A 23770-nucleotide genomic window follows, 5' to 3' on the forward strand; every position below is an offset into this window, starting at 1 on the left:
CGTGCCCGAAGCGAATCGGCCCGACCCGCGCAAAAGGGGCTCTGCGGACGCGAGGAGCAAAAAGGGCTCTGCGGACGCGAGGAGCAAAAAGGCACCCTCGCCCCGTCCGGGTAAGCCGGGCAAATCCGGTGACTCCGGGCGGGCCAAGCCGCGCAGTGTGTCGGCGCGTCGCGAGACGCGAGGTGCCGACCCGCGGTCCCCGAAGGAGATCGCCGGGCCGGCAACCGATTCCGGGTTCGATGACGGAGACGAGGACAGCGGTGCCGGTTCGATCAGGCAGTCGATCATCTCGTCGGCCGAGCAGGCCGCCGAACAGCGGTTCGGCTCGGCCGCGCGACGGGCGGCCATCCTGGCCGCCCTCGTCTGCGTGCTGACGTTGACGATCGCCGGGCCGGTTCGGACGTACTTCTCGCAGCGCACCGAGATGAAGCAGCTTCAGGCCAGCGAGGCCCAGCTGCGCGAGCAGATCGCCGAACTCGAAGAGCAGAAGGCCAGATTCGCCGATCCGGTGTTCATCGCCGCGCAGGCGCGGGAGCGGTTGGGGTTCGTGATGCCCGGCGAGATCCCGTATCAGGTGCAACTGCCGCCGGGGGCCACCGAGCCGGAGTCCTCGCCTGAAGAGCTGGCCGAAGCCAAGAGCAACGATCCGTGGTACACCACGCTGTGGCACACCATCGCCGATGCGCCGCATGGGATCTCGCCGCCCATGCCGCCCATGCCGCCCCCACCGCCCGGCGCGCCGGGCGGCCCCCCACCCGTTCCGGCGCCTCATGGTTGAGCCGACGGATCTGGAGGCGGTCGCGCGGCAGTTGGGCCGGGAGCCGCGCGGCGTGCTGGAGATCGCCTACCGGTGTCCCAACGGCGAGCCCGCGGTGGTCAAGACCGCACCGAGACTGCCTGACGGAACCCCGTTTCCGACGCTGTTCTACCTGACCCATCCCGCGCTGACCGCGGCGGCGAGCCGGCTGGAGTCATCGGGGATGATGCGGGAGATGACCGATCGCCTGGCCGCGGATCCGGAGTTGGCCGCGGCGTACCGGCGGGCGCATGAGTCGTATCTGGCCGAGCGCGACGCGATCGAACCGCTGGGCACCACGTTCTCCGGCGGCGGTATGCCGGACCGGGTCAAGTGCCTGCACGTGGTGATCGCTCATTCCCTGGCCAAGGGGCCGGGCGTGAACCCGTTCGGAGACGAGGCGTTGGCGGTGCTGGCCGCCGAGCCAGCCATGGCGGGGATCCTGGACAGGAAGGTGTGGACGCAGTGAAGAGGGGCGAGCGAGACGCGAAGCGGGATCGCGCATGAGGGTCGGCGCGGTCGACTGCGGAACGAACTCCATTCGCCTGCTGATCGCCGATGTCACCGACGGTGGGGGCGGGTTGCGCGACGTCCACCGCGAGATGCGGATCGTGCGTCTGGGGCAGGGAGTCGACGCGACCGGAGAGTTCGCGCCGGATGCGTTGGCGCGCACCCATGCCGCCCTCTGCGATTACGCCGATTTGATGCGCCGCAACGACGTCGGCGCGGTGCGGATGGTGGCGACATCGGCGGCGCGGGACGTCACCAACCGTGACGAGTTCTTCGCGATGACCTCGGAGGTGCTGGGCGCCGTGGTGCCCGGCGCGGTGGCCGAGGTGATCACCGGCACCGAAGAGGCCGAACTGTCATTCCGCGGCGCGGTGGGTGAACTCGACGCTGCGGCAGGGCCTTTCGTCGTCGTCGACCTCGGGGGCGGCTCGACCGAGGTGGTGCTGGGCTCCGGCCGTTACGGGGAGGTGGAGGCCTCGTACTCGGCCGACATCGGGTGCGTGCGGTTGACCGAACGGTGCCTGCGCTCCGATCCGCCCACCGGCGAGGAGATCGACGCCGCCCGCGCGGTGATCCGGGACGCGCTGGCCGACGTCGTCGCCGCGGTGCCGGTGGAGCGGGCGCACACCTGGGTGGGGGTGGCGGGCACGATGACCACGCTGGCGGCGCTCGCGCGCAAGCTGACCACCTACGATTCCGAGGCCATCCATCTGTCCCGGGTGAGCTTCGACGATCTGCTCCCGGTCTGCGCCGATCTGCTGGCGATGACGCGCCGGCAGCGCGCCGCGCTGGGGCCCATGCACGAGGGGCGCGTCGACGTCATCGGCGGCGGGGCGTTGATCGTGCAGGAGCTGGCGGCGCTGCTGGGGGAGCGGGCCGGCATCAGCGACCTGGTGGTCAGCGAGCACGACATCCTGGACGGGATCGCGTTGTCGATCGCCTGAGGCGGCATCGCTTCCGGCCATTGCTGCCCGCCGCCCGGCGGAGGACAATCAGCCCGACGGCAGCGCCGTCACGGCGCTGCCTCGTCCGAAGGAGGCGGATTGTGTACGCACGAACAACGACCGTCTGGGGGCGGCCGCCATCGGTCGATGACGGAATCGCCTACATCCGCGGGTCGGTGATGCCCGAGCTGCAGAAGTTGCACGGGTTCATCGGTTTCTCGCTGCTCGCCGACCGGAAATCGGGCCGATGCATCGCCACCAGCGCCTGGCAGACCGAGGAGGCGATGCGTGCCAGCGCACCACTGGTCCGCGAGGTGCGTGACCGCGCGGCGCAGATCCTGGGCGGCAACGTGGAGATGGCGGACTGGGAGATCGCCGTCATGCACCGCCACCACGAGAGCGCCGAAGGCGCCCGCGTGCGGGTCAGCTGGGCCAAGATCGACCCGAGCCATATCGACTCCGGGATCGACATCTTCCGGAATCAGGTGTTGCCGGCCCTCGACGAACTCGAAGGGCATTGCAGCACAAGCTTGTTGGTGAACAGGACAACGGCAAGGGCGGTGGTGTCGTCGGCGTACGACAGCGCCGAAGCGCTACAGCGGAACCGGTCCCGGCTTGACCGGCTGCGCGACGCGACCGTGGCACAAGCGGACGCAGAAGTGCTGGAGGAGGGCGACTTCGAGTTGGCGATCGCGCACCTGAGGGTGCCCGAACTGGTCTGAGGTCCTCATTGCGCGGCCGGGCGGCGCAGTCGTGCGCGCCGCTTGGTCGGATCGTGCTGACCGGCCAGTGTCACCGCCAGCAGCACCATCACCGATCCGAGACCTAGGTGCAGCCAGTTACTGGCGGCGTTGAGCGGAATCACGTGTGCGTCGCTGCCGACTTCGACGAACGTGCCGTACAGCCACAGTCCGATGTACAGCACACCGCCGGCCAGCAGGTACGCCCGCGACCCCGCGTACGAGCGGGCGAAATAGAAGCCCGCCGCACCGACGACCAGGTGAGCGAGGTTGAGCAGCATCGACACGGTGAACGTGCCGAACAAACGGGCCCCGGAATGTTGACCGAACCAGCCGAGCTGGTCGAGTCCGGACGTCACGCCGGGCACGAAGCCCAGCACGCCGAGGATGGTGAGCACGGACGCCACGATCATCGCCGCACCCTGTACCGCCATGTATTTGGGGGCCGCCGACGACATGACCCGCCTCCTTCCGCACCGCTGATCGACGAGCGTGCTCGGGAGATACCCATCCTCGGCGGGCCGTAACACGCCGCCGGCGGGGTCAGGGTCGCAGGATGGGGCCCAGCGCGTCGAGCACGGACGGATCCTCGATGGTCGACGGCACCGGTTCGTCCCGGCCGGCGGCCAGCCCGCGCATCGTCTTGCGCAGGATCTTGCCCGAGCGTGTCTTCGGCAGCGCCGGCACCACGTCGACGACCTTGAACGCCGCCACGGCGCCGATCTCGTCGCGCACAAGCTGCACGAGTTCCTCGGCCAGCCCGTCGACGTTCGCGCCGGCCTTGACCACGACGAGACCGCGCGGCGCCTGGCCTTTGATCTCGTCGGCGACGCCGATCACGGCACACTCGGCCACCGCCGGATGGGTCGCCAGCACCTCCTCGATCGCGCCGGTGGACAAGCGGTGCCCGGCGACGTTGATGACGTCGTCGATCCGTCCCATCACGAACAGGTAGCCGTCTTCGTCGAAATGGCCGCCGTCACCGGTGAGGTAGAAGCCGGGGTGCTCGGTCAGGTACGACGCCTGGTAGCGGTCGTCGGCGTTCCACAGCGTGGGCAGCGTGCCGGGCGGCAGCGGCAGCTTGATGCAGATCGCTCCTTCCTCTCCCGGGGCGCACTCGTGTCCGTGGTCGTGCAGGATGCGCACGTCGTAGCCGGGCATCGGCACGGTGGGGGAGCCGGCTTTGAGCGGAAGTTGTTCCGTACCCATCGGATTCGCGGCGATCGGCCAGCCCGTCTCGGTCTGCCACCAGTGGTCGACGACCGGGATGCCGAGTTTCTCCGACGCCCAGTGGTAGGTGTCGGGGTCGAGGCGTTCGCCTGCCAGGAACAGGTACTTCAGCCCGGACAGGTCGTAGTCGTCCAGATACTTGCCGTGTGGGTCTTCCTTGCGGATGGCGCGGATCGCCGTCGGTGCGGTGAACAGCGCCTTGACCCCGTGCTCGGAGGCCACCCGCCAGAACGCCCCCGGGTCGGGGGTGCCGACCGGCTTGCCCTCGTAGAGCACCGTGGTGGCGCCGAGCAGCAGCGGCGCGTAGACGATATAGGAGTGGCCGACCACCCAGCCCACGTCCGAAGCGGCCCAGAACACGTCACCGGGGTCGATGTCGTAGATGTGGCGCATGGTCCACAGCAGCGCCACCGCGTGCCCGCCGTTGTCGCGGACGATGCCCTTGGGCTTGCCGGTGGTGCCGGAGGTGTACAGCACGTACAGCGGGTCGGTGGCCGCCACCGGCACCGCGTCGACCGGTTCGGCGTCGGCCATCACGTCCGACCACGCCAGGTCCCGGCCGTCGACCAGGTCGCACTGCAGTCGGTCCCGCTGCACCACCACGCAGTGCTTGGGCGGGTGGGCGACCATCCCGATCGCGGCGTCGAGCAGCGGCTTGTACTCGACGCAGCGCGACGGCTCGATGCCGCACGACGCCGACACGATCACCGTCGGGCGCACGTCGTCGATGCGGACCGCCAGCTCATGGGGGGCGAAGCCGCCGAACACCACCGAATGCACCGCGCCCAGACGCGCGCAGGCCAGCATCGCGATGACGGCCTCGGGGATCATCGGCATGTAGATCACCACCCGGTCGCCCTTGCCGACGCCGAGGCCGCGCAGCACACCGGCGAACCGCGCGGTCTGATCGAGCAGTTCGGCGTAGGTGTAGGTGCGTTTGGTGTCGGTGACCGCCGAGTCGTAGATCAGTGCGGGCTGATCGGCGCGGCCGTCGGCGACGTGCCGGTCCAGCGCGTTCGCGCTGGTGTTGAGCTCGGCATCGGGAAACCATCGGTAGAGCGGCGGGTTGCCGTCATCGAGGATGCGCTCGGGCGGCCGTGTCCACGTCACGGCGCGGGCTGCGTCTTTCCAGAACGCGATCGCGTCGTTGATGCTGGCGTCGAAGAGGTCGCGATACCCGGGCATAGGAGCACCGTAGTACCTGCCGATTACTCTCTGGAACATGACGAACCAACCCCCGCCGATCGACGGGGTGCGCCGCAGCCGCGTCACCGCCCGAGGCGTCGATTTCCACGTGACCGAGGCCGGTCCCGAGAACGGCAGGCCGGTCTTGGCACTGCACGGCTGGCCGCAGCACCACTGGGCCTACCGTTCGCTGCTCGCCGACCCGCCTGAGGGGCTGCGCATCATCGCGCCCGATCTGCCGGGCTACGGATGGTCTGGGCCGGCCCCGCACAAATGGGCCAAGGAGGACGTGGTCAGCGACCTCGTGGCGCTGATGGACGCCATGGGCCTGGACCGGCTGCTGCTCGTCGGCCATGACTGGGGCGGCTACATCGGCCACCTGCTCACGCTGCGGGTACCTGAACGCGTCGACGCCTACCTGGCGCTGAACATCGCCCACGTGTGGGTGCCGCCGAAGGCGATGGCGCCGCACCTGTGGCGGTTCCTGCTCTACCAGCCGTTCGTGGCGTCGGTGGGGGTGCCGCTGCAGCGCCGCACCCCGTACCTGGAGAAGCTGATCTTCCGGGTGGCGGCCAAGATTGATCCGCAGACGGCGCGGGTGTATGCCGACCGCTTCCGGGATCCGGTGGTGGCCCGGACGGCCCGCGACACCTACCGCACGTTCCTGACCAAGGAGGTGCCTGCCGGTGTGCGCAACGGTGAGCGCCGATGGTCGACGGTGCCGACGCGGGTGTTGTTCGGCCGCAAGGACACCGCGATCCACCCGGATCTCGCCGCGGCGGAGACGGCGCGGGCCGACGACTACAAGATCGAGGTCGTCGACGGAGGGCATTTCATTCTCGACGAGCAGCCAGACCTGGTGCGCGCCAAGCTGATCGCGCTGGCCGAGGAATTCCCCGTCACGTCCCCCGCGGAATAGCATTCCTGGTCGCGAAATCGCCTGCGGCAACAGCCAGGAACGCTATTCCGCGGGGGGCTGGGCGCTACTGCTGGAAGCGGTAGCCCATGCCGGCTTCGGTGAGCAGGTGCACTGGGTGTGACGGGTTGTCTTCGAGCTTGCGCCGCAGTTGCGCCAGGTACACCCGCAGGTAGTGGGTCTCCTTGGCGTAAGCCGGTCCCCACACCTCTTTGAGCAGTTCCTCTCGGCCGACCAGCTTGCCGCGGTGTCGCACGAGCATTTCCAGCATGCCCCACTCGGTCGGCGTCAGGTGCACCTCGACGCCGTTCTTGGTGACCTTCTTCGCCGCGAGGTCGACGGTGAACGACGCCGTCTCGACGACGGGCTCGTCCGTGTCGGCGGCGGCGGTGCCACGACGCACCGCTGCCCGTAGGCGGGCCAGAAATTCGTCCATGCCGAAGGGTTTGGTGACGTAGTCGTCGGCGCCGGCGTCGAGCGCCTCCACCTTGTCGGTCGAGTCGCTGCGCGCGGACAGCACGATCACCGGCGCCGAGAGCCACCCCCGCAGACCGGCGAGCACCTCGATGCCCGACATGTCGGGCAGCCCGAGATCGAGCACGATCACGTCGGGCTTGTGATCGGCGGCCGTCTTGAGCGCCTCGGCTCCGGTGGCCGCGGTGTACACCGCATAGCCGCGCACCGACAGGTTGATCCGCAGCGCCCGCAGGATCTGCGGCTCATCGTCGATGACCAGGACTCGGGTCTTGACCGAGTTCATCGCGATGCCGCCAGGTCGATCTCGATGGTCAACCCGCCGCCGGGGGTGTCGGTCGCCGAGATGGTGCCGCCCATCGCCTCGACGAAACCTCGGGCCACCGAAAGACCAAGTCCGACACCGCTGCTGGTGTCCTGATCGCCGAGCCGCTGGAACGGCGCGAACAGCTCGTCCTCGGCGCCGCGCGCGAGGCCCGGCCCCTCGTCGGCGACGGCGATCAGGACGCGGTCGCCGACCTGCCCCGCCGTGACCCGCACCGGGCCGTCAGGGGCGTAGCGCAGCGCATTGTCGATCACGTTGGCCAGCACCCGCTCCAGCAGGCCGCTGTCGGCCATCACCACCGAGTCGCCGACCTCCACCTTGACCCGGTCCAGCCCCGCCCGTAAACCCGTGCTGCTGCGGCTGATTCCGAGCAGCGCGCGCGGCACCGCCTCCTCCAGATACACCGACTGCAGCTGCGGACGCACCACCCCGGCTGCGAGCCGGGAGGAGTCCAACAGGTTGCCGACCAGGCCCGACAGTTGATCGATCGACTCCTCCACGGTGGCCAGCAGCTCGGCGGTGTCCTCGGGGGAGAACCCGACGTCCTCACCGCGCAGGCTCGACACCGCGGCCTTGGCGGCGGCCAGCGGTGTGCGCAGGTCATGGCTGACCGCCGACAGCAGTGAGCGGCGCAGTTCGTCGGCCCGCGCGATCGCCTGCGCCCGGTCGGCTTCCTCGGTGAGTTCGTGCTGCCTGGCCAAACCTGCGGCCTGGTTGGCGACCGCGCTGAGCACCCGGCGGTCCCTGGCGTCGAGTTTGCGCCCCGCGAGCAGTAACCAGAATTCCTCGGGGTCGTCCTTGGAGCCGACTTCGATGGCCGTGTCGGCGGACCCGGGCGTCATGCACGGTTCGGCGCCGGCGCAGCCGACCACCTCGCCGGCGCCGGCTTCGCCGCGGACCAGGGTCACCGACCGCTGTGAGTAGGCCTCGCGCACGCGTTCGAGCAGCGTGTCCAGGTCGGCGCCGCGCAACACCGCCCCGGCGAACATGGCCAGCAATTCGGCCTCCCGCGCCGCGCGGCGGGACTCCCGCGCCCGGTTGGCCGCGCTGTCGACGAGTGCGGCGACCGCGACGGCCACCACGAGCAGCACCACGATCGTGATCGCACTGTCAGGCTCGGCGATGGTGAATGTGTGCCGCGGATCGACGAGGAAGAAGTTGAGCAGCACACCGGAGAGCACGGCCGAAAGCGCGGCCGGCGCCACTCCGCCGAGCAGCGCGACGACCAGGACGCCGATGAAGAACATCGCGCTCTCGCCACCGATGCCGAGCAACGGGTCGAGCAGCAGGACGGTGGCCGCGCAGATGACGGAGGGAACAGCCAGTGCGGCCAGCCACGAGACGGCGTGACGTTGCCGAGGAGTCACTCTGGCCCAGAGCGGCTCGGCGCCGGCCTGCTCGTGGGTCACCATGTGCACGTCGATGCGGCCCGACTTCTGCACGACGGCCGCGCCGATGCCCTCGTCGAAGATCCGCGCCCACCGGGAGCGTCTGGACGTGCCGAGCACCAGCTGGGTGGCGTTCATCTCTCTGGCGAAGTCGAGCAGGGCGTCCGGCACCCCACCGGCGCCGTCACCGACGACGGTGTGGAGCGTCGCACCGAGACTGGCTGCGAGCTCGCGGATCTTCCCCATTCGGGCCTCTGATGCCCCGGACAGCCCGTCGCCACGGATCACGTGCCCGACAGTTCGGCGCTGGCCTTCGAGGCGATACGAGACGCTCTGCGCACCAACGTTTCCGACTCTGGACCGCCGGTCACGGCGACCACGACGCGTTCCCGGGCCTCCCAGGTGTCGGTGATCTTGTTGTCGGCCCGGTACTTCTCCAGCGCGGCGTCGACCTGGTCGGCCAGCCACAGCAGCGCCAGCTCCCGCAGCGCAGTGAGATTGCCGCGGCGAAAGTAGTTGGACAGGGCCGCGTCGATCCGTTCGGGAGCGTACACGTTTCCGTGGGCGAGCCTGCGCCGCAACGCTTCCGGGGTGATGTCGACCAGCTCCACCTGGTCGGCGGCCCGCACCACCTCGTCGGGGACCTTCTCCTGCTGTTCGATGCCGGTGATCTGGGTGACGACGTCGTTGAGGCTCTCCAGGTGCTGGACGTTGACGGTGGTGATCACGGTGATGCCGGCGTCGAGGAGTTCCTCGATGTCCTGCCAGCGTTTCGGGTTTCGGCTGCCGGGGGTGTTGGTGTGGGCGAGCTCGTCGACCAGGACCACCTGCGGATTGCGCCGGAGCACCGCCTCGACGTCGAGTTCGGGAAAGTTCCGACCGCGGTACTCGATGAGCTCGGGGGCACCGCCTCGATACCGGCGAGCAGTTCGGCGGTCTTGCTGCGGCCGTGGGTCTCCACCACCGCGGCGACCAGGTCGGTGCCGCGTTCCAGCCGCCGGTGCGCTTCGCCGAGCATCGCGTACGTCTTACCGACGCCCGGCGCGGCGCCCAGGTAGATGCGCAGCTCTCCGCGCTTCGACCGGCGCGCTGATGTCACCACAGGTTCATCATCCACGCCGCGTCACGTCCCGTTCGCGGTGTTTGCATCCAGCGCCGATTCAGCTCAAGCACGTTGACCCGTGGTTCACCGAGGAAGCCCAGCGTGCGGCCCTCGGTGTGCTCGGTGATCAGCGCCCGTACCTGCTCGGCACTCATGCCGCGGGCGGCGGCGACACGATTCACCTGCAGGTCGGCGTAAGCCGGTGAGATGTGCGGGTCGAGCCCACTGCCGCCGGCGGTGACGGCGTCGGCCGGCACCGGCGGGTCGGCCGACGCTGTTCCGCGCACAGGTACCAGTTGGCCGGTGCGGTAATCCTCACCTGCGGCCGCACAACGCACCCGGACTCCCCGGTAGTCGGTGACGAACGGCGTCGCCGTGGTCGCGCACGGCTCGTTCACGCTGACCACCGTGGTGGGGCGGACGACGTCGCCAGCGGCGTCGCGGGGACCGATCACCGACAGCACCGCGCCCACCCCGTTTTCCGTGCAGTACGGGCGGGCGCCGCTGACCCCGTCCAGTTCGCCGGTCGTGGCGCTGCGTGAGCACACCAACGTGAGCAGGCTCGGTGTGCCGGGCTGATCGACGATGCTCTCCGGGCCCAGGTTGCTCGCGCCACTGGCCATCGGGTCGTAGCCGTCTCCGGCCGCCGACGGCCGTCCCTGGAAGTACTGCGGCAACGGGTTGCCGTCGGCATCGGTGTAGGACTGGCCGATGAGGCTGCTGCCGACCGGCCCTGCCCCCACGTGGAGCATCGAACCGTCGGCCCTGTCGGACAGGAACGGCGCCTGGGCGATCAGCCAGATCAGTACCGGATAGCCGATGCCCAGCACGGCGGTGAAGACCAGCAGTGCGCGCAGCGCGGCCCAGTGCTGCCGAAAGGTGTTGAACAGGTTCATGATCACATTCCTGGAAGGACTTGGACGACGAGGTCGATCAGTTTGATGCCCAAAAACGGTGCGACGATTCCGCCGAGCCCGAAGAGGTACAGGTTGCGACTCAACAGCTTCGACGCACTGCTCGGGGTGTAGCGAACCCCTCTGAGCGACAGGGGAATCAACGCGACGATGATGATCGCGTTGAAGATCACCGCGGACAGGATCGCCGACTGCGGGCTGTGTAGTCGCATGATGTTCAGCAGCTCCAGGCCCGGGAAAAGGCCGACGAACAGAGCGGGGATGATCGCGAAGTACTTCGCGATGTCGTTGGCGATCGAGAACGTGGTCAGCGCGCCGCGGGTGATCAGCAACTGCTTACCGATCTCGACGATCTCGATCAGCTTGGTCGGGTCCGAGTCGAGATCGACCATGTTGCCGGCCTCCTTGGCCGCGGAGGTGCCGGTGTTCATCGCCACCCCGACATCGGCCTGCGCGAGTGCGGGCGCGTCGTTGGTGCCGTCACCGGTCATCGCGACCAGTCGCCCCCCGGCCTGCTCCTTTTTGATCAGTGCCATCTTGTCTTCCGGGGTGGCTTCGGCGAGGAAGTCGTCGACCCCGGCCTCGTCGGCGATGGCTTTGGCGGTCAACGGATTGTCGCCGGTGATCATCACCGTCCGGATGCCCATGCGCCGCATCTCGTCGAAGCGTGCCCGCATGCCGTGCTTGACGACGTCTTTGAGATGGATGACCCCGAGCACCCTGGCGTCTTCGCCTTCCCGGATCTCACCGACGACCAGCGGGGTGCCACCGGCGGCCGAGATTTCGTCGACGACGGGGCCGAGTTCGGTGGGCACGGTGCCGCCTTCGGATCGCACCCATTCGGCAACGGCCGTGGCTGCCCCCTTGCAGAGTCGGTGCCCGTCGACGTCGACCCCTGACATCCTGGTGGTGGCGGAGAACTCGATCCAGACAGCACGTGCGAGTTCCCCGGGTTGGCGCGCCCGCAACCCGTGCTCCTGTTTGGCGAACACGACGATCGACCGGCCTTCCGGTGTCTCGTCGGCCAGGCTGGAAAGCTGCGCGGCGTCGGCCAGTGCTTCCGGCGTCACACCGGGTAGCTGGACGAATTCCGCGGCCTGCCGGTTGCCCAGCGTGATGGTGCCGGTCTTGTCGAGCAGCAGGGTGTTGACGTCGCCGGCGGCTTCCACGGCACGACCGGACATGGCGAGCACATTGCGCTGCACGAGACGGTCCATGCCGGCGATGCCGATGGCACTGAGCAGGGCGCCGATCGTGGTCGGGATCAGGCACACCAGCAGCGACACCAGGACGATGCCGGTGACCCCGTTTCCGTTGAGCGCCAGGCTGTCCGGCACACCGGGATTGTTGGCCTTCGAGTAGATCGCCAGCGGCTGCAGGGTTGCGACGGCGAACACGAAGATGATGGTCAACGCGGCGAGCAGGATGTTCAACGCGATCTCGTTGGGGGTCTTCTGCCGGTTGGCGCCTTCGACCAGAGCGATCATCCGGTCGATGAAGCTCTCACCCGGCTTCTGGGTGATCCGGACGACGATCCGGTCCGACAGCACGGTGGTTCCGCCGGTGACCGCCGACCGGTCACCACCCGATTCCCGGATGACGGGCGCAGATTCACCGGTGATGGCCGACTCATCCACCGACGCAATGCCTTCCACGACGTCGCCGTCTCCGGGGATGACCTGTCCGGCCTCGACCACGACGAGGTCGCCCTGACAGAGCAGCGGCGCGGCGACCTGCTCTTCGCCCCCCGAGCCGGTGATCCGTCGGGCCATCGTGTCCGTCTGCGCTCTGCGCAGGCTGGAGGCCTGAGCCTTGCCGCGCCCCTCGGCGACGGCCTCGGCGAGATTGGCGAAGACCACCGTCAACCACAGCCAGACCACGATCAACCACGCGAACCACGACGGGTCGATGAAGGCCAGGACGGTGCTCCACACCGCGCCGATCTCGACGATGAACATCACCGGATTGCGCCACAGCGTGCGGGGGTCGAGCTTGCGGATCGCGTCCGGCAGAGAGGTCCACAGCATCTTCGGGTCGAGCAGTCCGCCGCCGACCTTGGCGGTGGAGTCGGCCCCGGCATGCTTTCGGCGGGCGGCGTCGACGGTGGTGACGGTCATGAGTGGAGTCCTTCGGCGAGGGGTCCAAGCGCGAGCATGGGCAGGAACGTCAGGGCGACCAGGATCAGCGTCACGCCGGCGACCATGCCGACGAACTGCGGCCGGTGGGTGGGCAGAGTTCCCGCCGATTCCGGTGTCTTGCCCTGTCTGGCGAGCGCGCCCGCCAGCGCCAGCACGACGATGATGGGCAGGAACCGGCCCACGATCATGGCCAGGCCGAGCGCGGTGTTGTACCAGGTGGTGTTCACACTGATGCCGGCGAACGCGGAACCGTTGTTGTTGGCCGCCGACGTGAACGCGTACAGCACCTCGGACAAGCCGTGCGGTCCGGTGTTGAGCATGGCGTCCCGCTGGCCCGGCAGGGCCATGGCCGAAGCGGTCCCGGCCAGCATGATCAACGGCGAGATCAGGAAATACATTGCGGCCAGCTTGATCTCGCGCGGTGTGATCTTCTTGCCGAGATACTCCGGGGTGCGCCCGACCATCAGGCCGGCGATGAACACGGTGATGATCGCCAGGATCAGCATGCCGTACAGACCGGAACCGACTCCGCCGGGCGCCACCTCGCCGAGCATCATGTTCAGCATCGGCATCATGCCACCGAGGCTGGTGTACGAGTCGTGGAACGAGTTCACCGCCCCGGTCGACGTCAGCGTGGTCGCCGCGGCGAACACCGCCGAATTCGCCACTCCGAAACGCTGTTCCACGCCTTCCATGGATGCGCCCACAGCGGTGGGCACGGTGCCGTGGTGCTGCGCCTGGAAGAACATCGTCAGGCTGACGCTGACCAGCGCGATGAGGGCCATGACCGCGACGATCGCCACACCCTGTCGGCGGCTGCCGACCATGCGGCCGAACGTCCGGGGCAGCGAGAATGCGATGACGCTGAGCAGGAAGATCTCGACCCAGTTCGTCCACGCGGTGGGATTCTCGAACGGGTGTGACGAGTTGGCGTTGAAGAACCCGCCGCCGTTGGTGCCGAGTTCCTTGATGACCTCCTGGCTGGCCACCGGGCCGCCGGGGATGGTCTGCTGCGCCCCGGCCAGGGTGGTCACCACCTGGTCGTGCAGTGCGAAGTTCTGCACCACCCCGCCCGAGATCAGGATGACGGCCCCGATGACGCACGCCGGCAACAGGATTCGGAAGGTGCCGCGTACCAGGTCAACCCAGAAGTTGCCGAGTTGGGCGGTGCTGCTGCGCGCCAGGCCGCGCACGAGGGCGATGGCGACCGCCATCCCGACGGCAGCCGAGACGAAGTTCTGCACCGTGAGCCCGGCCATCTGCACGAGGTGACCCTGGGTCGATTCGCCCGAGTAGGCCTGCCAGTTGGTGTTGGTGACGAAACTGACCGCGGTGTTCCACGCCAGCGCGGGTGTCATCGGGGTGCCCGGGTCGGTCAGCGCGAGCGGCAGTCTGCCCTGCACCAGCTGCAGGACGAACAGGAACAGCAGACTCACCGCGGAGAACGCAAGCACGCTGCGCGCGTAGGAGCCCCACGTCTGTTGGGCGCCGGAATCGGCGCCGATGAGCCGGTATACCGCGCGCTCGGCGCGGGAATCGCGTGCCGTGTTGTACACGCGGTAGATGTAGTCGCCGAGCGGTACGTGCACCGCGGCCAGCGCGACGACGAGCGAGACCAGGAACAGGATCCCGGCGAGTTCGGCGCTCACTAGAACCTCTCCGGGAACAGCAGAGCCGCGAACAGGAACACCGCGATCGACGTCGCCAGTGCCAGGCCGATCAGGTTCTGCGTCACAGCCCTTCCATCCACTTCTGCACGGCGCCGAGGACGGCGAAGATCGCCACCGTCAGCGCGACATAGGTCACCACGGAGATCACGATTGTCAGCACCCCTGCTCGTTTACGCCTCCGCCCCAGTGGCGGATCGCGAAGGCCAAGGTATGGCCGTGCAGCGGCCCGTGAGCTGCGCGTTGACGGTTTCTTGACGGGGGAGTGGGGCGTTTTTACGCCCTCCATGCGAACCTCAGAGCGCCGTCAAAGTCTGGGAGTCTTCCGTCAGGATGCCGTGCGGATCGGCGAGTGCTGCCAGGGTGCGCGGGTACACCGAATTGATGACTCTCCTGGACGTGCCGTCCTCCCCGCACCGGCTGCCCGCCTCGGTGCACTGTGTGCGACGCATCCTCGCGATGGCCGGATGCGGTCTGTCGGCGACCGTACTGCGGGACCCGGCTGTCGCGGCGTGCGTGCGTGCCCGCGGTCTCACCGTGACGGCCTGCGGGGCGCAGGAATTGGCGGCGGTGCAGGCCGGCGGTGTGCGCCCACGCCAGGTGATGCTGCGGTGCGATCGGCACGCCGGCACCATCCGCCGCGCGGCGGCGCTCGGCGTGACGCGCTTCGTCGTGTCGACCGAGCGGCACGTCGGTGTGCTGGCCACCTGCCCGGAGCCGACGAAACACGTCTATCTCGACGAACGGGGTCCCGCCGTGCTGGGTGAGCGGCGACTCGATGTGGTCGGAATGCACGCCGACGTCGACGGTTTCGGCGATCCCGCGCAGTGGGGCGCGGCCGCCGAACGGGTGCTGAACCACACCGCTGTGCTGCGCGACTGCGGGTTGAACCTGACCCGGATCAGCCTGTCCGGCGGGTCGGCCGGGATTTGGCTCGGGGGGCACACACGACAGCTGCGCCGGATTGCGGCGGCGGTGGACGACGCGCTGGACGAGGGTTGCGCCCGGTGGCGGTTACCGCGCCCCGCGGTGGTGCTGACACCGCTGACGCGGTGACCGGGCCGATCGCGTCAAGGCCCGACGACTCCGCGGCGCAGCTATGACGGCGGCATCTCGTGGGTGACGGCCCGGTAACCACGGGCGCCGGCGCGCTGAAGGGCTGCCCGGACGATACCGACGATCAGCCCCTGGATCGCCGCCGCGGTGATGACCGTCTTGGTCGACTGGGTCAGGTCCTTGGGGTCGGGCGGCTCCGGATCGTTGTCACCGACGCGCTTCCAGACCTGTCCGAAGATGGCCCCGGCGAGCAGTCCGCCGCCGACGCCGGTGGCCACCGACAGCGGCGTGTACAGCGATCTCGCGATCTTGCTCATCGTCACTCCAATGTGTATGCGGCACAGATGTGTATGCGGTGCGGGCACGCTTGCCCAGCGTCTACCCAGGTGGGCACCGGCCAAACCTGGCACGTGCGCACTCGGCTGGTGGGAGGATCGCGAGGTGGACGCCGAGCGAACGGCCGACGAAGCGGACTGGGACCCCCGTAACCGACCCCGGGAGACCGAGACCGAGCGTCTGGACCGCAATTGGGCAAGCTTGCTCCAGGAGTTGCGGGTGGTGCAGACCGGAGTGCAACTGCTGACGGGCTTTTTGCTCACCCTGCCGTTCCAGCAGCGTTTCGACATTCTCGGCGAGTCGATGCAGGGAGTCTTCCTGGCGACGGTGTGTGCGGCGGTGGCGTCGACCGCCCTTCTGATCGCCCCGGTGGGGATGCACCGGCTGCTGTTTCGCCGTCACCGCCTGGACGCGCTGGTCCGGGCGGCGCACCGGTGCGCCTACGCGGGGTTGGTGCTGCTGGCGCTCGCGGTGACCGGGGTGACGGTCATCATCTTCGACGCGGTGGCAGGTCTCGGCCCGGCACTGACCGCGGGCGCCTTCGCGCTGGTGTTGTTCATCGTGTTCTGGCTGGCGCTGCCGCTGGCCATGCGCAACGGCAACCGGCAGCCGCCGACTCCGTAGTTTGGGGGCCCGTAGTTTCGGGGGCCGGTCGCCGGGTACGCACGCGCCGTGAGTGATGACGTGACACCTGATGCAGTGATCCCGTACCCCGGTGAAACCGGGGACATGTCACCGAAGCCGCGCGACGAGATGCGCGACTACGTGGGCACCGGCCAGCTGGCGGGCAAACGGGCGCTGATCACCGGGGGAGACTCGGGCATCGGCCGGGCCGTCGCGATCGCGTTCGCCAAGGAGGGCGCCGACGTCGCGATCGCTTACCTGAGCGAAGAGGACGACGCCGCGCACACGGCGTCGCTGATCGAAGAAGCCGGACAGCGGGCGATCCGGCTGCCGGGCGACTTGGCCGACCCGGCGCAATGCCGTGCGGTGGTGGAAGAGACCGTCAAACAGCTGGGCGGACTGGACATCGTCGTCAACAATGTAGCGTTTCAGTCGCCGGCGTCGGACCTGACGGAGATCAGCGACGAGCAATGGCGGCGCACCTTCGCGGTGAACATCGACAGCTTCTTCTACGTCACCAAGGCCGCCCTGCAGCACCTGCCCGACGGGTCTGCGATCATCAACACCGGTTCCATCAACGGGTTGCGCGGCAACAAGACCCTGATCGACTACTCGGCCACCAAGGGTGCGGTGATCGCGCTGACCTACTCGTTGGCGCAGTCGCTGGCCGACCGCAATATTCGCGTCAATTGCGTTGCACCGGGCCCGGTCTGGACTCCACTGATCCCGGCGACAATGGACGCCGAGAAGACCGAGTCCTTCGGAGAGCAGGTGCCGATGGGACGCGCGGCCCAACCCGACGAGATCGCACCGTCCTACGTCTTCTTCGCGTCCTCACGGATGTCCTCGTACTACAGCGGCGAGGTGCTCGCCCCGATCGGCGGCGAAACACTGCCCGGCTGAGCCCGATTCACCACAACGGCCGCCACTGCGGGAAAGTGGCGGCCGTTGTGGTGAACCGGTATTCGGTGCGTGCCCTCAGGAACGCTTGGCGAACACGGCGCCGAGCGCGTCCTTGGCGCGGTCGAGGACGGAGGCGAACGGGCCGGCGGCGAAGTTCGCGGCCGCGGACTCCACGCCCGGGTGGGGATGGGTCGGCGCGATGCGCTCGGCGACGGCGACGGCGTCGGCGAGCTTGGCCAGTTCGTCGTCACCGACGGCCGCCTCCAGGGCGGTGAACTCCAACTCTTCCTCGTTCTTGGCGTGCTCGAGCACGGCGGCCTGGAGGTGGATCAGCGACTTGCTGAATTCGGCGCTGTCGATCGGGAGTTTCTCGATGTCGCGCAGCAGCACCTTGGCGTCGTGCTCCTCGACGAGGCGCTCGTCGACGATCTGCGCCCCGCCCTCGGCCTTGCGCCGGACGCGGGGGTGCACGACCATCTCCTCGGCGGTCTCGTGCACCGCCAGCATGGTGCGCAGGCGGGTGAAGGCGTCCTGCCGGGACGCCGCGTCGGCGGCGTCGAGGGTCTCGATGAACAACGCCTTGATGGTCTCGTGTTGCGACTTGAGGTAGTCGACGACGTCCCGGGCCGATCCGATTGTCGGTGCGGTCACGTGAATCTCCTTGGTGAAACTGGAAGTTGGGCTGTCGAGGCGCGCATCGTTGGAGAGCGCCTCGTCGGGATCGATACCCGGCACGACGTGCCGGAAAACCCCTCCGCCGTAGTGTCGAACCGGGTTTGGGTCGGCCCCCACCGGGTAGTGACGGGATCATGAAGGCAGTGACCTGGCATGGCAAGCGGGATGTACGTGTCGACACCGTCCCGGATCCGTCGATCGAAGAACCCACCGATGCGATCATCGAGGTGACGTCGACCAATATCTGTGGTTCCGACCTGCATCTTTACGAGGTGCTCGGAGCATTCATGAACGAAGGTGACATTCTCGGCCATGAGCCGATGGGTGTCGTGCGCGAGGTGGGCAGCGCTGTGTCGAACCTGGCCGTAGGGGACCGGGTGGTCATCCCGTTCCAGATCTCCTGCGGGCACTGTTTCATGTGCGACCAGAAGCTGTACACCCAGTGCGAGACCACACAGGTGCGCGACAAGGGCATGGGCGCGGCGCTGTTCGGCTATTCCGAGCTGTACGGTTCGGTGCCCGGCGGACAGGCTGAGTATCTGCGCGTGCCGCAGGCCCAGTTCACCCACATCAAGGTGCCGGACGGTCCGCCGGACTCGCGGTTTGTCTACCTCTCGGATGTGCTTCCCACCGCGTGGCAGGCGGTCGCGTACGCGGGTGTGCCCGACGGTGGAACCGTCACCGTGCTGGGGCTGGGTCCCATCGGTGACATGGCCGCGCGCATCGCCCAGCACATGGGCTACCAGGTGTTCGGGGTCGACCTGGTGCCCGAGCGCCTCGCTCGCGCCACCGCGCGCGGTATCCATGCGATCGACCTGAACAACGTCGACGGCTCGGTCGGCGACGAGGTCCGTCGTCTCACCGGCGGACGCGGGAGCGACTCCGTGATCGACGCGGTCGGTATGGAGGCGCACGGTTCGCCGGTGGCCAAGTTGGTCCAGCAGGCCGCGTCGTTGCTGCCCGACGCCCTCGCGAAACCGATCATGGAGAAGGCCGGTGTGGACCGACTCGAAGCGCTTTACACCGCGATCGACTGTGTGCGTCGAGGAGGCACGCTCTCACTGATCGGCGTCTACGGCGGCATGGCCGACCCGATGCCGATGCTGACCCTGTTCGACAAGCAGATCCAGCTGCGGATGGGTCAGGCCAACGTCAAGAAGTGGGTCGACGACATCATGCCGTTGCTGACCGACTCCGATCCGCTGGGCGTGGACACCTTTGCCACGCACACCCTGCCGCTGGACGAGGCGCCGCACGCCTACAAGATCTTCCAGGAGAAGGCCGACGGCGCAGTCAAGGTTGTCTTACAGCCCTGAGCTGGAGTGACTGTGTGTGAGTGGGGAACTGGCGGGTACCCAGGCGGGATAACGCTCCCGAGAGGTGCCTTCCGTGCGGCTGACACGCAGCAAGTTGAACACTCCCGGCATAGTCCGCAGGCGTCGCGGCAAGGGCTTTACCTACTACACGCCTGACGGCGAGTTGCTGGCAGACCCGGACACCACGCAACGCATCAAAGAACTCGTTATCCCGCCTGCCTGGAAGCACGTGTGGATCAGCCCGACACCGAGCGGGCACATCCAGGCGGTCGGAACCGACGCCGCCGGGCGGCGCCAGTACCTCTATCACCAGCGATGGCAGCAGGAGCGGGCTGAGGAAAAATTCGACCGGGTGCTGGAGCTGTCGGTGCGCTTGCCGCAATGGCGGGCTCAGATCGCCGACGATCTCGGAAAGCGCGGCCTGCACCGCGAGCGGGTGCTGGCGCTGGCGCTGCAACTGCTCGACCGGGGCTATTTCCGCGCTGGCGGGGAGCAGTACGCCGAGGAACACGAGCACTACGGCCTGGCCACGCTGCTGTGCGAGCACGTCACATTGCGCAACGGCGCGGTGGTGTTCGACTACCCCGCCAAGAGCGGTGTCCAGCGCAGCGTCGAGATCGACGATCCCGAAGTGGTACGGGCGGTGCGTGCGCTGATGCGGCGCGAAGAGCGCTCGGACCGACTGCTGGTGTGTCTCAACGGCTCCAACGGCACCTGGGTCGACGTGCGCGCCGACGATCTCAACGCGCGGTTCAAGGAACTCGTCGGCGACGAGTTCAGCGTGAAGGACCTACGGACCTGGCACGGCACGGTATTGGCGGCCGCGGCGTTCGCCGACGCGAAGCCCCCGACATCCAAGACCGCGATCAAACGGGCCGCTGCCGGAGTGATGAAGGAGGTCTCAGAGGAACTGGGAAACACCCCTGCGGTGGCTCGGGCATCCTACGTAGATCCGCGCGTCGTCGACGGATATGCGCGTGGGTTGACGATCGCGTCGGCGGTGCGCCGGGCGTCCAAGACCTCGGCCCCGGATGAGGCGCAGCTGCTGCTGGAGAAGGCGACCCGGACACTGATTCGACGGGTGGCCAAGAGTTGAGGGGTTTTGTTGCCACGTGGCCGGGGAAGCCTGAGACGAACACATCGTTATCAAGGGAGGCGAGGTTCATGCCGAACTCATCGATCAAGAACGAGAAGATGTATGAGGATCTTCGGCGCGAGGGAAACTCGAAGGAGAAGGCTGCGCGAATCTCGAATGCGGCCGCTGCGCAGGGTAAATCGAAGGTCGGCCGCCGGGGCGGGCAGTCCGGCTCGTACGACGACTGGACGGTTGGCGACCTCAAGAAGCGGGCCAAGGAACTCGGCATCTCCGGCTACTCCCACCTGACCAAGGACAAACTGATCAACCAGCTGCGTAATCACTAGTCGCCATGGCGGTCACTGCTTTCCAGGATCTGCCGCTGGCCGACCGTGATCGCAAGTGGGACGGTGGCGCCGCCGAGAAACACGTCCGCAGATGGGCCGGCGCCACCGAGGAGCCGAATGCCCCATACCGCGACGCACACATTTGGTACGACCAGGACAATAAGAAGAATTTCACGGCGTACAAGCTGCTGACCGCCGATGTGATCGACGGGGAACTGCGTGCGGTGCCGCGGGCCGTCATGGCCGCCGGCGCGATCATGCAAGGGTCCCGCGGGGGAATTGATCTGCCGGAGAAGGACATAGACCGGGTGAAGAGTCATCTGGCAAAGTACGACGCCAAGATGGGCGAAACCCCTCCATGGGATAAGAAGTAGTAATCCGTCCCGAGCCCGGTCTGAACCGGGTTGACCCGAAGCCGCGGTCAGCCGTCGTTGCTGCGCGCTTCGGCGCCGGACTCACCGGCGTCGAAGTCGTCGTCGCCGCTGGCGCGACCGACGTAGGGACCCTCGCTCGGATCGTCAGTGTCCTTGGCCGCGCGTGAGCCCGCGACCTTGGGGTCGGCCTCGACGTCGGATTCGGCCTTTTCAGAATGGGGTTCGCTCATGCGGTCCGGCATGCCCGCGTCACGGTGGTTCAAAACTCATGGTCGCGCGGGATGACTAGTCGGATCCTGTGACGTCCGCGGCGCAGCCGTTTGGGCGAATTTGCGTCGGGTATGACCACCGCATGTCCGACTCCGCAACACCTGTGCGCGCTCTGGCACTTGTCTGCACTCTCACCCCGAGCCCGGGCGAGAGCAGCAGCGCGTTGATCGCCGAGCACGTCTTTGAGACGCTGCGTGAGCAAGGCGCCGAATGTGAGGCAGTGCGTTGTGTGGACTTCAACATCGCGCCCGGCGTCGAGGCCGACATGGGCGGCAGCGACCAGTGGCCGCAGATCCGCCAGAAGGTCCTGGACGCCGACATCCTGCTGATCAGCACCCCGATCTGGCTGGGGCACCCGTCTTCGGTGACGCAGCGGGTACTGGAGCGCCTGGACGCCGAGTTGTCGAACACCGACGAGCAGGGGCGACCCTCAATGCTCGGCAAGGTCGGCCTTGTCAGCGTCGTCGGCAACGAGGACGGCGCCCACAAGGTGGTCGCGGATGTGTTCCAGGGTCTCAACGACGTGGGTTACACCATCCCCGCGCAGGGGTGCACCTACTGGAACGGACCGGCGATGGAGACCGGTGACTACAAGGATCTCGACGAGGTGCCCGAACAAATTGCCTCGGCCACAGCAGCAGCCGCTCGCAACGCCGTCTACCTCGCGCGGGTGTTGAAGCAGTCGCAGTACCCGCCCTATCAGTGATGGCCGTACGTCAGCGAAAGGAGCATCATGCCTGACACATCACGTGATCCCGTCGATCACGCACGGACCACCCGCCAGCACGCCGGCGAGACCATGAAGGCCGGTACCAACGCCCCGGGCTTGGTCGCCGTCGGACTCGGCGTTCTGAGCTTGGTTGTCGGACTTTTCTCGTTCGCCAACAGCAGCACCGCCACCGGGGTGGTGGCGGTGATCCTCGCCGTGTTGTTCATGGCCGGTGGCCTGCTCTGGCTCAACCGCACACATCACAAAGTGCAAAAGAAGCAGGTGGATTGGCATCAGCAACACCCCGAGGCACATTACGAGCCGCCGACGAGCTGACGCCTCGGCCGCCGAAAGATGGTGAGCACTCGACCGAGTCGGTCTGTCAAGCCCGGCCCAGCCATGCCATTGCCGCGGTCACCAGCGCCGCGGTGCCGGTGTCGAGCGTGGGTTGGATGACGGGCGCGAAGCGTGGGGAGTGGTTCGCCGCGATGTCCTGCTCGACCGTGCCCGCCGCTGCGGCGGCCTGATACTCGTCGGGATCGATACCGCCGATACCCCAGTACGTGTAGGGAGCTCCGAGCGCTGCCGGGATGGCGCTGAAGTCTTCACTGGCGGCGCCCTGCGGCAGCTCCACGCATCGGTCTCCGAATGCGGCGCGGAATGCCTCGCGAACGCGTGCCGTCGCATCGACGTCGTTGTCGGTCAATGGAAATCGGTCGAACAGCTCGAACTCCGGATCCGTCGGAGACCGCGACGCGACGCATTCGGCGGTGACGATCCGCCGGACCGCATCGAGGACGGCCGTGCGGGTGCGGTCGTTGTAGGTCCGGATGTTGAGTTGGAGCACGGCGCGTTCGGGGATCACATTGCTCTTGCTGCCCGCTGCGATGCTGCCGACGGTGAGCACGGCGGGCTCGACAGGGGGGACCTCGCGGGCGACCACGGTCTGCAGGCGCACCACGATCATCGCGGCGAGCACCACCGGGTCGACCGTCGACTGAGGCATCGAACCGTGGCCACCCCGGCCGAAGACCGTGACACGCATGCTGTCGGCCGACGCGAGGAAGGGACCCTCGTGCACACCGACCATCCCGGCGGGTAGCGGCAGTACGTGTTGGCCGAGAGCCACATCGACCTGGGGCAGCAGTTCCGCTAGCCCGTCATCGACCATGCGCTGCGCCCCGTCGCCGGTTTCCTCGGCCGGCTGGAAGAGCGCCACGACGGTGCCCTGCCAGTGGGCGCGACCCTCGGCCAGCAGTCGGGCGGCACCGAGCAGGGCGGCCACGTGGACGTCGTGGCCGCAGGCGTGCATCACCGGGACCTCGTGGCCGTGGTCGTCTCTGCTCGACACGGTGCTCGCGTAGGGCAGCCGGGTTTCCTCAAGGACGGGCAGTGCGTCCATGTCGGCGCGCAGTAACACTGTGGGGCCGGATCCGTTGCCGAGCGTCCCGACCACACCGGTGCCGCCGACACCGTCGTGAACGTGATAGCCGGCGGCGTTGAGCGCCTCGGACACCCGCTGTGCGGTTCGGTGCTCCTGATGTGACAGTTCGGGGTGGCGGTGCAGGTCGCGGTAGCAGTCCTCCTGCCAACCGCGGATTCCCGCCAGGCCCTGCAGCACGGCATCGGCTGCGGTTGACGAAGCGGGCATCTTGGCTCCTACATATCGATGGCAGCGGGATTGCCTCGCCCGCGCGCAGGCAAACCGCGCCGGACCGCCCGGTGAGCACCTCGCGGTGATCGAGGGACCCGTCCC

At 67.9% G+C, this 23770-nt stretch carries 26 protein-coding genes and 1 pseudogene; 14 read left to right on the forward strand and 13 right to left on the reverse strand.

What is annotated here, in order from left to right; translation table 11 throughout:
• Position 1: 1 nt before the first annotated feature.
• From ACXMYJ_RS12415 to ACXMYJ_RS12430, 4 genes are all read left to right on the forward strand, one after another.
• Positions 2–778 carry an FtsB family cell division protein gene (locus tag ACXMYJ_RS12415; protein WP_460356484.1) on the forward strand — a complete coding sequence of 259 codons (777 nt, stop codon included), beginning with the start codon at positions 2–4 and terminating at the stop codon, positions 776–778.
• Entirely contained in the window at positions 771–1265 is a 495-nt protein-coding gene (locus ACXMYJ_RS12420) for a DUF501 domain-containing protein (RefSeq protein WP_260755070.1), read from the forward strand. The genes ACXMYJ_RS12415 and ACXMYJ_RS12420 overlap by 8 nt, the downstream gene beginning before the upstream one ends.
• Before the next feature lie 34 nt (positions 1266–1299).
• Positions 1300–2250, forward strand: coding sequence for a Ppx/GppA phosphatase family protein (locus ACXMYJ_RS12425; RefSeq protein ID WP_460356486.1), 951 nt, complete (start codon positions 1300–1302; stop codon positions 2248–2250).
• 101 nt (positions 2251–2351) lie between these two features.
• On the forward strand, positions 2352–2972 hold the full coding sequence (locus tag ACXMYJ_RS12430) for a hypothetical protein (protein WP_460356489.1): 621 nt from the start codon (positions 2352–2354) through the stop codon (positions 2970–2972).
• 5 nt (positions 2973–2977) lie between these two features.
• On the opposite strand, the gene ACXMYJ_RS12435 is transcribed toward ACXMYJ_RS12430, so the two are convergent.
• Together ACXMYJ_RS12435 and ACXMYJ_RS12440 are read right to left on the reverse strand one after the other, a co-directional pair.
• Positions 2978–3448 (reverse strand): DUF4383 domain-containing protein, encoded by a 471-nt coding sequence (locus ACXMYJ_RS12435; RefSeq protein WP_460356491.1) that lies wholly within the window; start codon positions 3446–3448, stop codon positions 2978–2980.
• An 85-nt stretch (positions 3449–3533) separates the two neighbouring features.
• Complete coding sequence (locus tag ACXMYJ_RS12440) at positions 3534–5405, reverse strand: propionyl-CoA synthetase (RefSeq protein ID WP_260755066.1); 1872 nt, start codon at positions 5403–5405, stop codon at positions 3534–3536.
• 37 nt (positions 5406–5442) lie between these two features.
• On the opposite strand from ACXMYJ_RS12440, the gene ACXMYJ_RS12445 reads away from it, so the two are divergent.
• Positions 5443–6324: an alpha/beta fold hydrolase gene (locus ACXMYJ_RS12445; protein ID WP_460356494.1), complete on the forward strand. Its 882-nt coding sequence runs from the start codon at positions 5443–5445 to the stop codon at positions 6322–6324.
• 64 nt (positions 6325–6388) lie between these two features.
• Here ACXMYJ_RS12445 and ACXMYJ_RS12450 read toward each other — a convergent pair whose 3' ends face one another.
• The 7 genes and pseudogenes from ACXMYJ_RS12450 to ACXMYJ_RS12480 all read right to left on the reverse strand — a co-directional run bounded on the left by ACXMYJ_RS12450 (position 6389) and on the right by ACXMYJ_RS12480 (position 14492).
• Positions 6389–7081, reverse strand: a complete 693-nt coding sequence (locus tag ACXMYJ_RS12450) for a response regulator (protein WP_460356496.1) — start codon at positions 7079–7081, stop codon at positions 6389–6391.
• Positions 7078–9625, reverse strand: a pseudogene (locus ACXMYJ_RS12455) (DUF4118 domain-containing protein). The gene ACXMYJ_RS12450 and the pseudogene ACXMYJ_RS12455 overlap by 4 nt, the downstream one beginning before the upstream one ends.
• Positions 9604–10506, reverse strand: a complete 903-nt coding sequence (locus ACXMYJ_RS12460) for a potassium-transporting ATPase subunit C (protein ID WP_460356499.1) — start codon at positions 10504–10506, stop codon at positions 9604–9606. Before ACXMYJ_RS12460 ends, ACXMYJ_RS12455 begins: the two are co-directional and overlap by 22 nt.
• Positions 10507–10508: 2 nt before the next feature.
• Positions 10509–12641, reverse strand: a complete 2133-nt coding sequence (kdpB, locus tag ACXMYJ_RS12465) for a potassium-transporting ATPase subunit KdpB (protein WP_460356502.1) — start codon at positions 12639–12641, stop codon at positions 10509–10511.
• On the reverse strand, positions 12638–14311 hold the full coding sequence (gene kdpA, locus ACXMYJ_RS12470) for a potassium-transporting ATPase subunit KdpA (RefSeq protein WP_460356504.1): 1674 nt from the start codon (positions 14309–14311) through the stop codon (positions 12638–12640). Before kdpA ends, kdpB begins: the two co-directional genes overlap by 4 nt.
• Positions 14311–14412 carry a potassium-transporting ATPase subunit F gene (locus ACXMYJ_RS12475; protein ID WP_260755059.1) on the reverse strand — a complete coding sequence of 34 codons (102 nt, stop codon included), beginning with the start codon at positions 14410–14412 and terminating at the stop codon, positions 14311–14313. The genes kdpA and ACXMYJ_RS12475 overlap by 1 nt, the downstream gene beginning before the upstream one ends.
• The gene (locus tag ACXMYJ_RS12480; RefSeq protein ID WP_396884639.1) at positions 14394–14492 is read right to left on the reverse strand and encodes a potassium-transporting ATPase; all 99 of its coding nucleotides are present in this window, start codon (positions 14490–14492) and stop codon (positions 14394–14396) included. Before ACXMYJ_RS12480 ends, ACXMYJ_RS12475 begins: the two co-directional genes overlap by 19 nt.
• A gap of 221 nt (positions 14493–14713) precedes the next feature.
• On the opposite strand from ACXMYJ_RS12480, the gene ACXMYJ_RS12485 reads away from it, so the two are divergent.
• Complete coding sequence (locus ACXMYJ_RS12485; RefSeq protein WP_460356507.1) at positions 14714–15385, forward strand: type III PLP-dependent enzyme domain-containing protein; 672 nt, start codon at positions 14714–14716, stop codon at positions 15383–15385.
• A 41-nt stretch (positions 15386–15426) separates the two neighbouring features.
• Here the strand turns inward: ACXMYJ_RS12485 and ACXMYJ_RS12490 are convergent, their stop codons facing one another.
• Positions 15427–15702, reverse strand: a complete 276-nt coding sequence (locus tag ACXMYJ_RS12490) for a DUF4235 domain-containing protein (protein ID WP_260755057.1) — start codon at positions 15700–15702, stop codon at positions 15427–15429.
• A gap of 124 nt (positions 15703–15826) precedes the next feature.
• Between ACXMYJ_RS12490 and ACXMYJ_RS12495 the strand changes: the two genes are divergently transcribed.
• Positions 15827–16345 carry a DUF6328 family protein gene (locus tag ACXMYJ_RS12495; protein WP_260755056.1) on the forward strand — a complete coding sequence of 173 codons (519 nt, stop codon included), beginning with the start codon at positions 15827–15829 and terminating at the stop codon, positions 16343–16345.
• Between the two features lie 105 nt (positions 16346–16450).
• Positions 16451–17248 carry an SDR family oxidoreductase gene (locus ACXMYJ_RS12500; RefSeq protein ID WP_260758262.1) on the forward strand — a complete coding sequence of 266 codons (798 nt, stop codon included), beginning with the start codon at positions 16451–16453 and terminating at the stop codon, positions 17246–17248.
• A 75-nt stretch (positions 17249–17323) separates the two neighbouring features.
• Here the strand turns inward: ACXMYJ_RS12500 and ACXMYJ_RS12505 are convergent, their stop codons facing one another.
• Positions 17324–17899, reverse strand: coding sequence for a hemerythrin domain-containing protein (locus ACXMYJ_RS12505; RefSeq protein ID WP_443186939.1), 576 nt, complete (start codon positions 17897–17899; stop codon positions 17324–17326).
• A 158-nt stretch (positions 17900–18057) separates the two neighbouring features.
• Here ACXMYJ_RS12505 and ACXMYJ_RS12510 point away from each other — a divergent pair, with 158 nt between their 5' ends.
• From ACXMYJ_RS12510 to ACXMYJ_RS12525, 4 genes are all read left to right on the forward strand, one after another.
• A complete protein-coding gene (locus ACXMYJ_RS12510) occupies positions 18058–19239 on the forward strand; it encodes a zinc-dependent alcohol dehydrogenase (protein ID WP_260755055.1) in 1182 nt (393 codons plus the stop codon).
• 73 nt (positions 19240–19312) lie between these two features.
• Entirely contained in the window at positions 19313–20335 is a 1023-nt protein-coding gene (locus tag ACXMYJ_RS12515; protein WP_260755054.1) for a DNA topoisomerase IB, read from the forward strand.
• 68 nt (positions 20336–20403) lie between these two features.
• Positions 20404–20661 carry a Rho termination factor N-terminal domain-containing protein gene (locus ACXMYJ_RS12520; protein ID WP_260755053.1) on the forward strand — a complete coding sequence of 86 codons (258 nt, stop codon included), beginning with the start codon at positions 20404–20406 and terminating at the stop codon, positions 20659–20661.
• A gap of 5 nt (positions 20662–20666) precedes the next feature.
• Positions 20667–21035, forward strand: coding sequence for a hypothetical protein (locus ACXMYJ_RS12525; RefSeq protein WP_460356513.1), 369 nt, complete (start codon positions 20667–20669; stop codon positions 21033–21035).
• Positions 21036–21082: 47 nt separating this feature from the next.
• Here the strand turns inward: ACXMYJ_RS12525 and ACXMYJ_RS12530 are convergent, their stop codons facing one another.
• Positions 21083–21277, reverse strand: a complete 195-nt coding sequence (locus ACXMYJ_RS12530) for a hypothetical protein (RefSeq protein ID WP_396884638.1) — start codon at positions 21275–21277, stop codon at positions 21083–21085.
• Positions 21278–21387: 110 nt separating this feature from the next.
• Between ACXMYJ_RS12530 and ACXMYJ_RS12535 the strand changes: the two genes are divergently transcribed.
• Together ACXMYJ_RS12535 and ACXMYJ_RS12540 are read left to right on the forward strand one after the other, a co-directional pair.
• The gene (locus ACXMYJ_RS12535) at positions 21388–22011 is read left to right on the forward strand and encodes a flavodoxin family protein (protein ID WP_460356516.1); all 624 of its coding nucleotides are present in this window, start codon (positions 21388–21390) and stop codon (positions 22009–22011) included.
• 27 nt (positions 22012–22038) lie between these two features.
• Positions 22039–22350, forward strand: a complete 312-nt coding sequence (locus tag ACXMYJ_RS12540; RefSeq protein WP_260755049.1) for a DUF308 domain-containing protein — start codon at positions 22039–22041, stop codon at positions 22348–22350.
• 46 nt (positions 22351–22396) lie between these two features.
• On the opposite strand, the gene ACXMYJ_RS12545 is transcribed toward ACXMYJ_RS12540, so the two are convergent.
• On the reverse strand, positions 22397–23665 hold the full coding sequence (locus ACXMYJ_RS12545; protein ID WP_460356520.1) for an amidohydrolase: 1269 nt from the start codon (positions 23663–23665) through the stop codon (positions 22397–22399).
• Positions 23666–23770: the final 105 nt, after the last annotated feature.

The organism is Mycobacterium sp. ZZG, assembly GCF_054786995.1.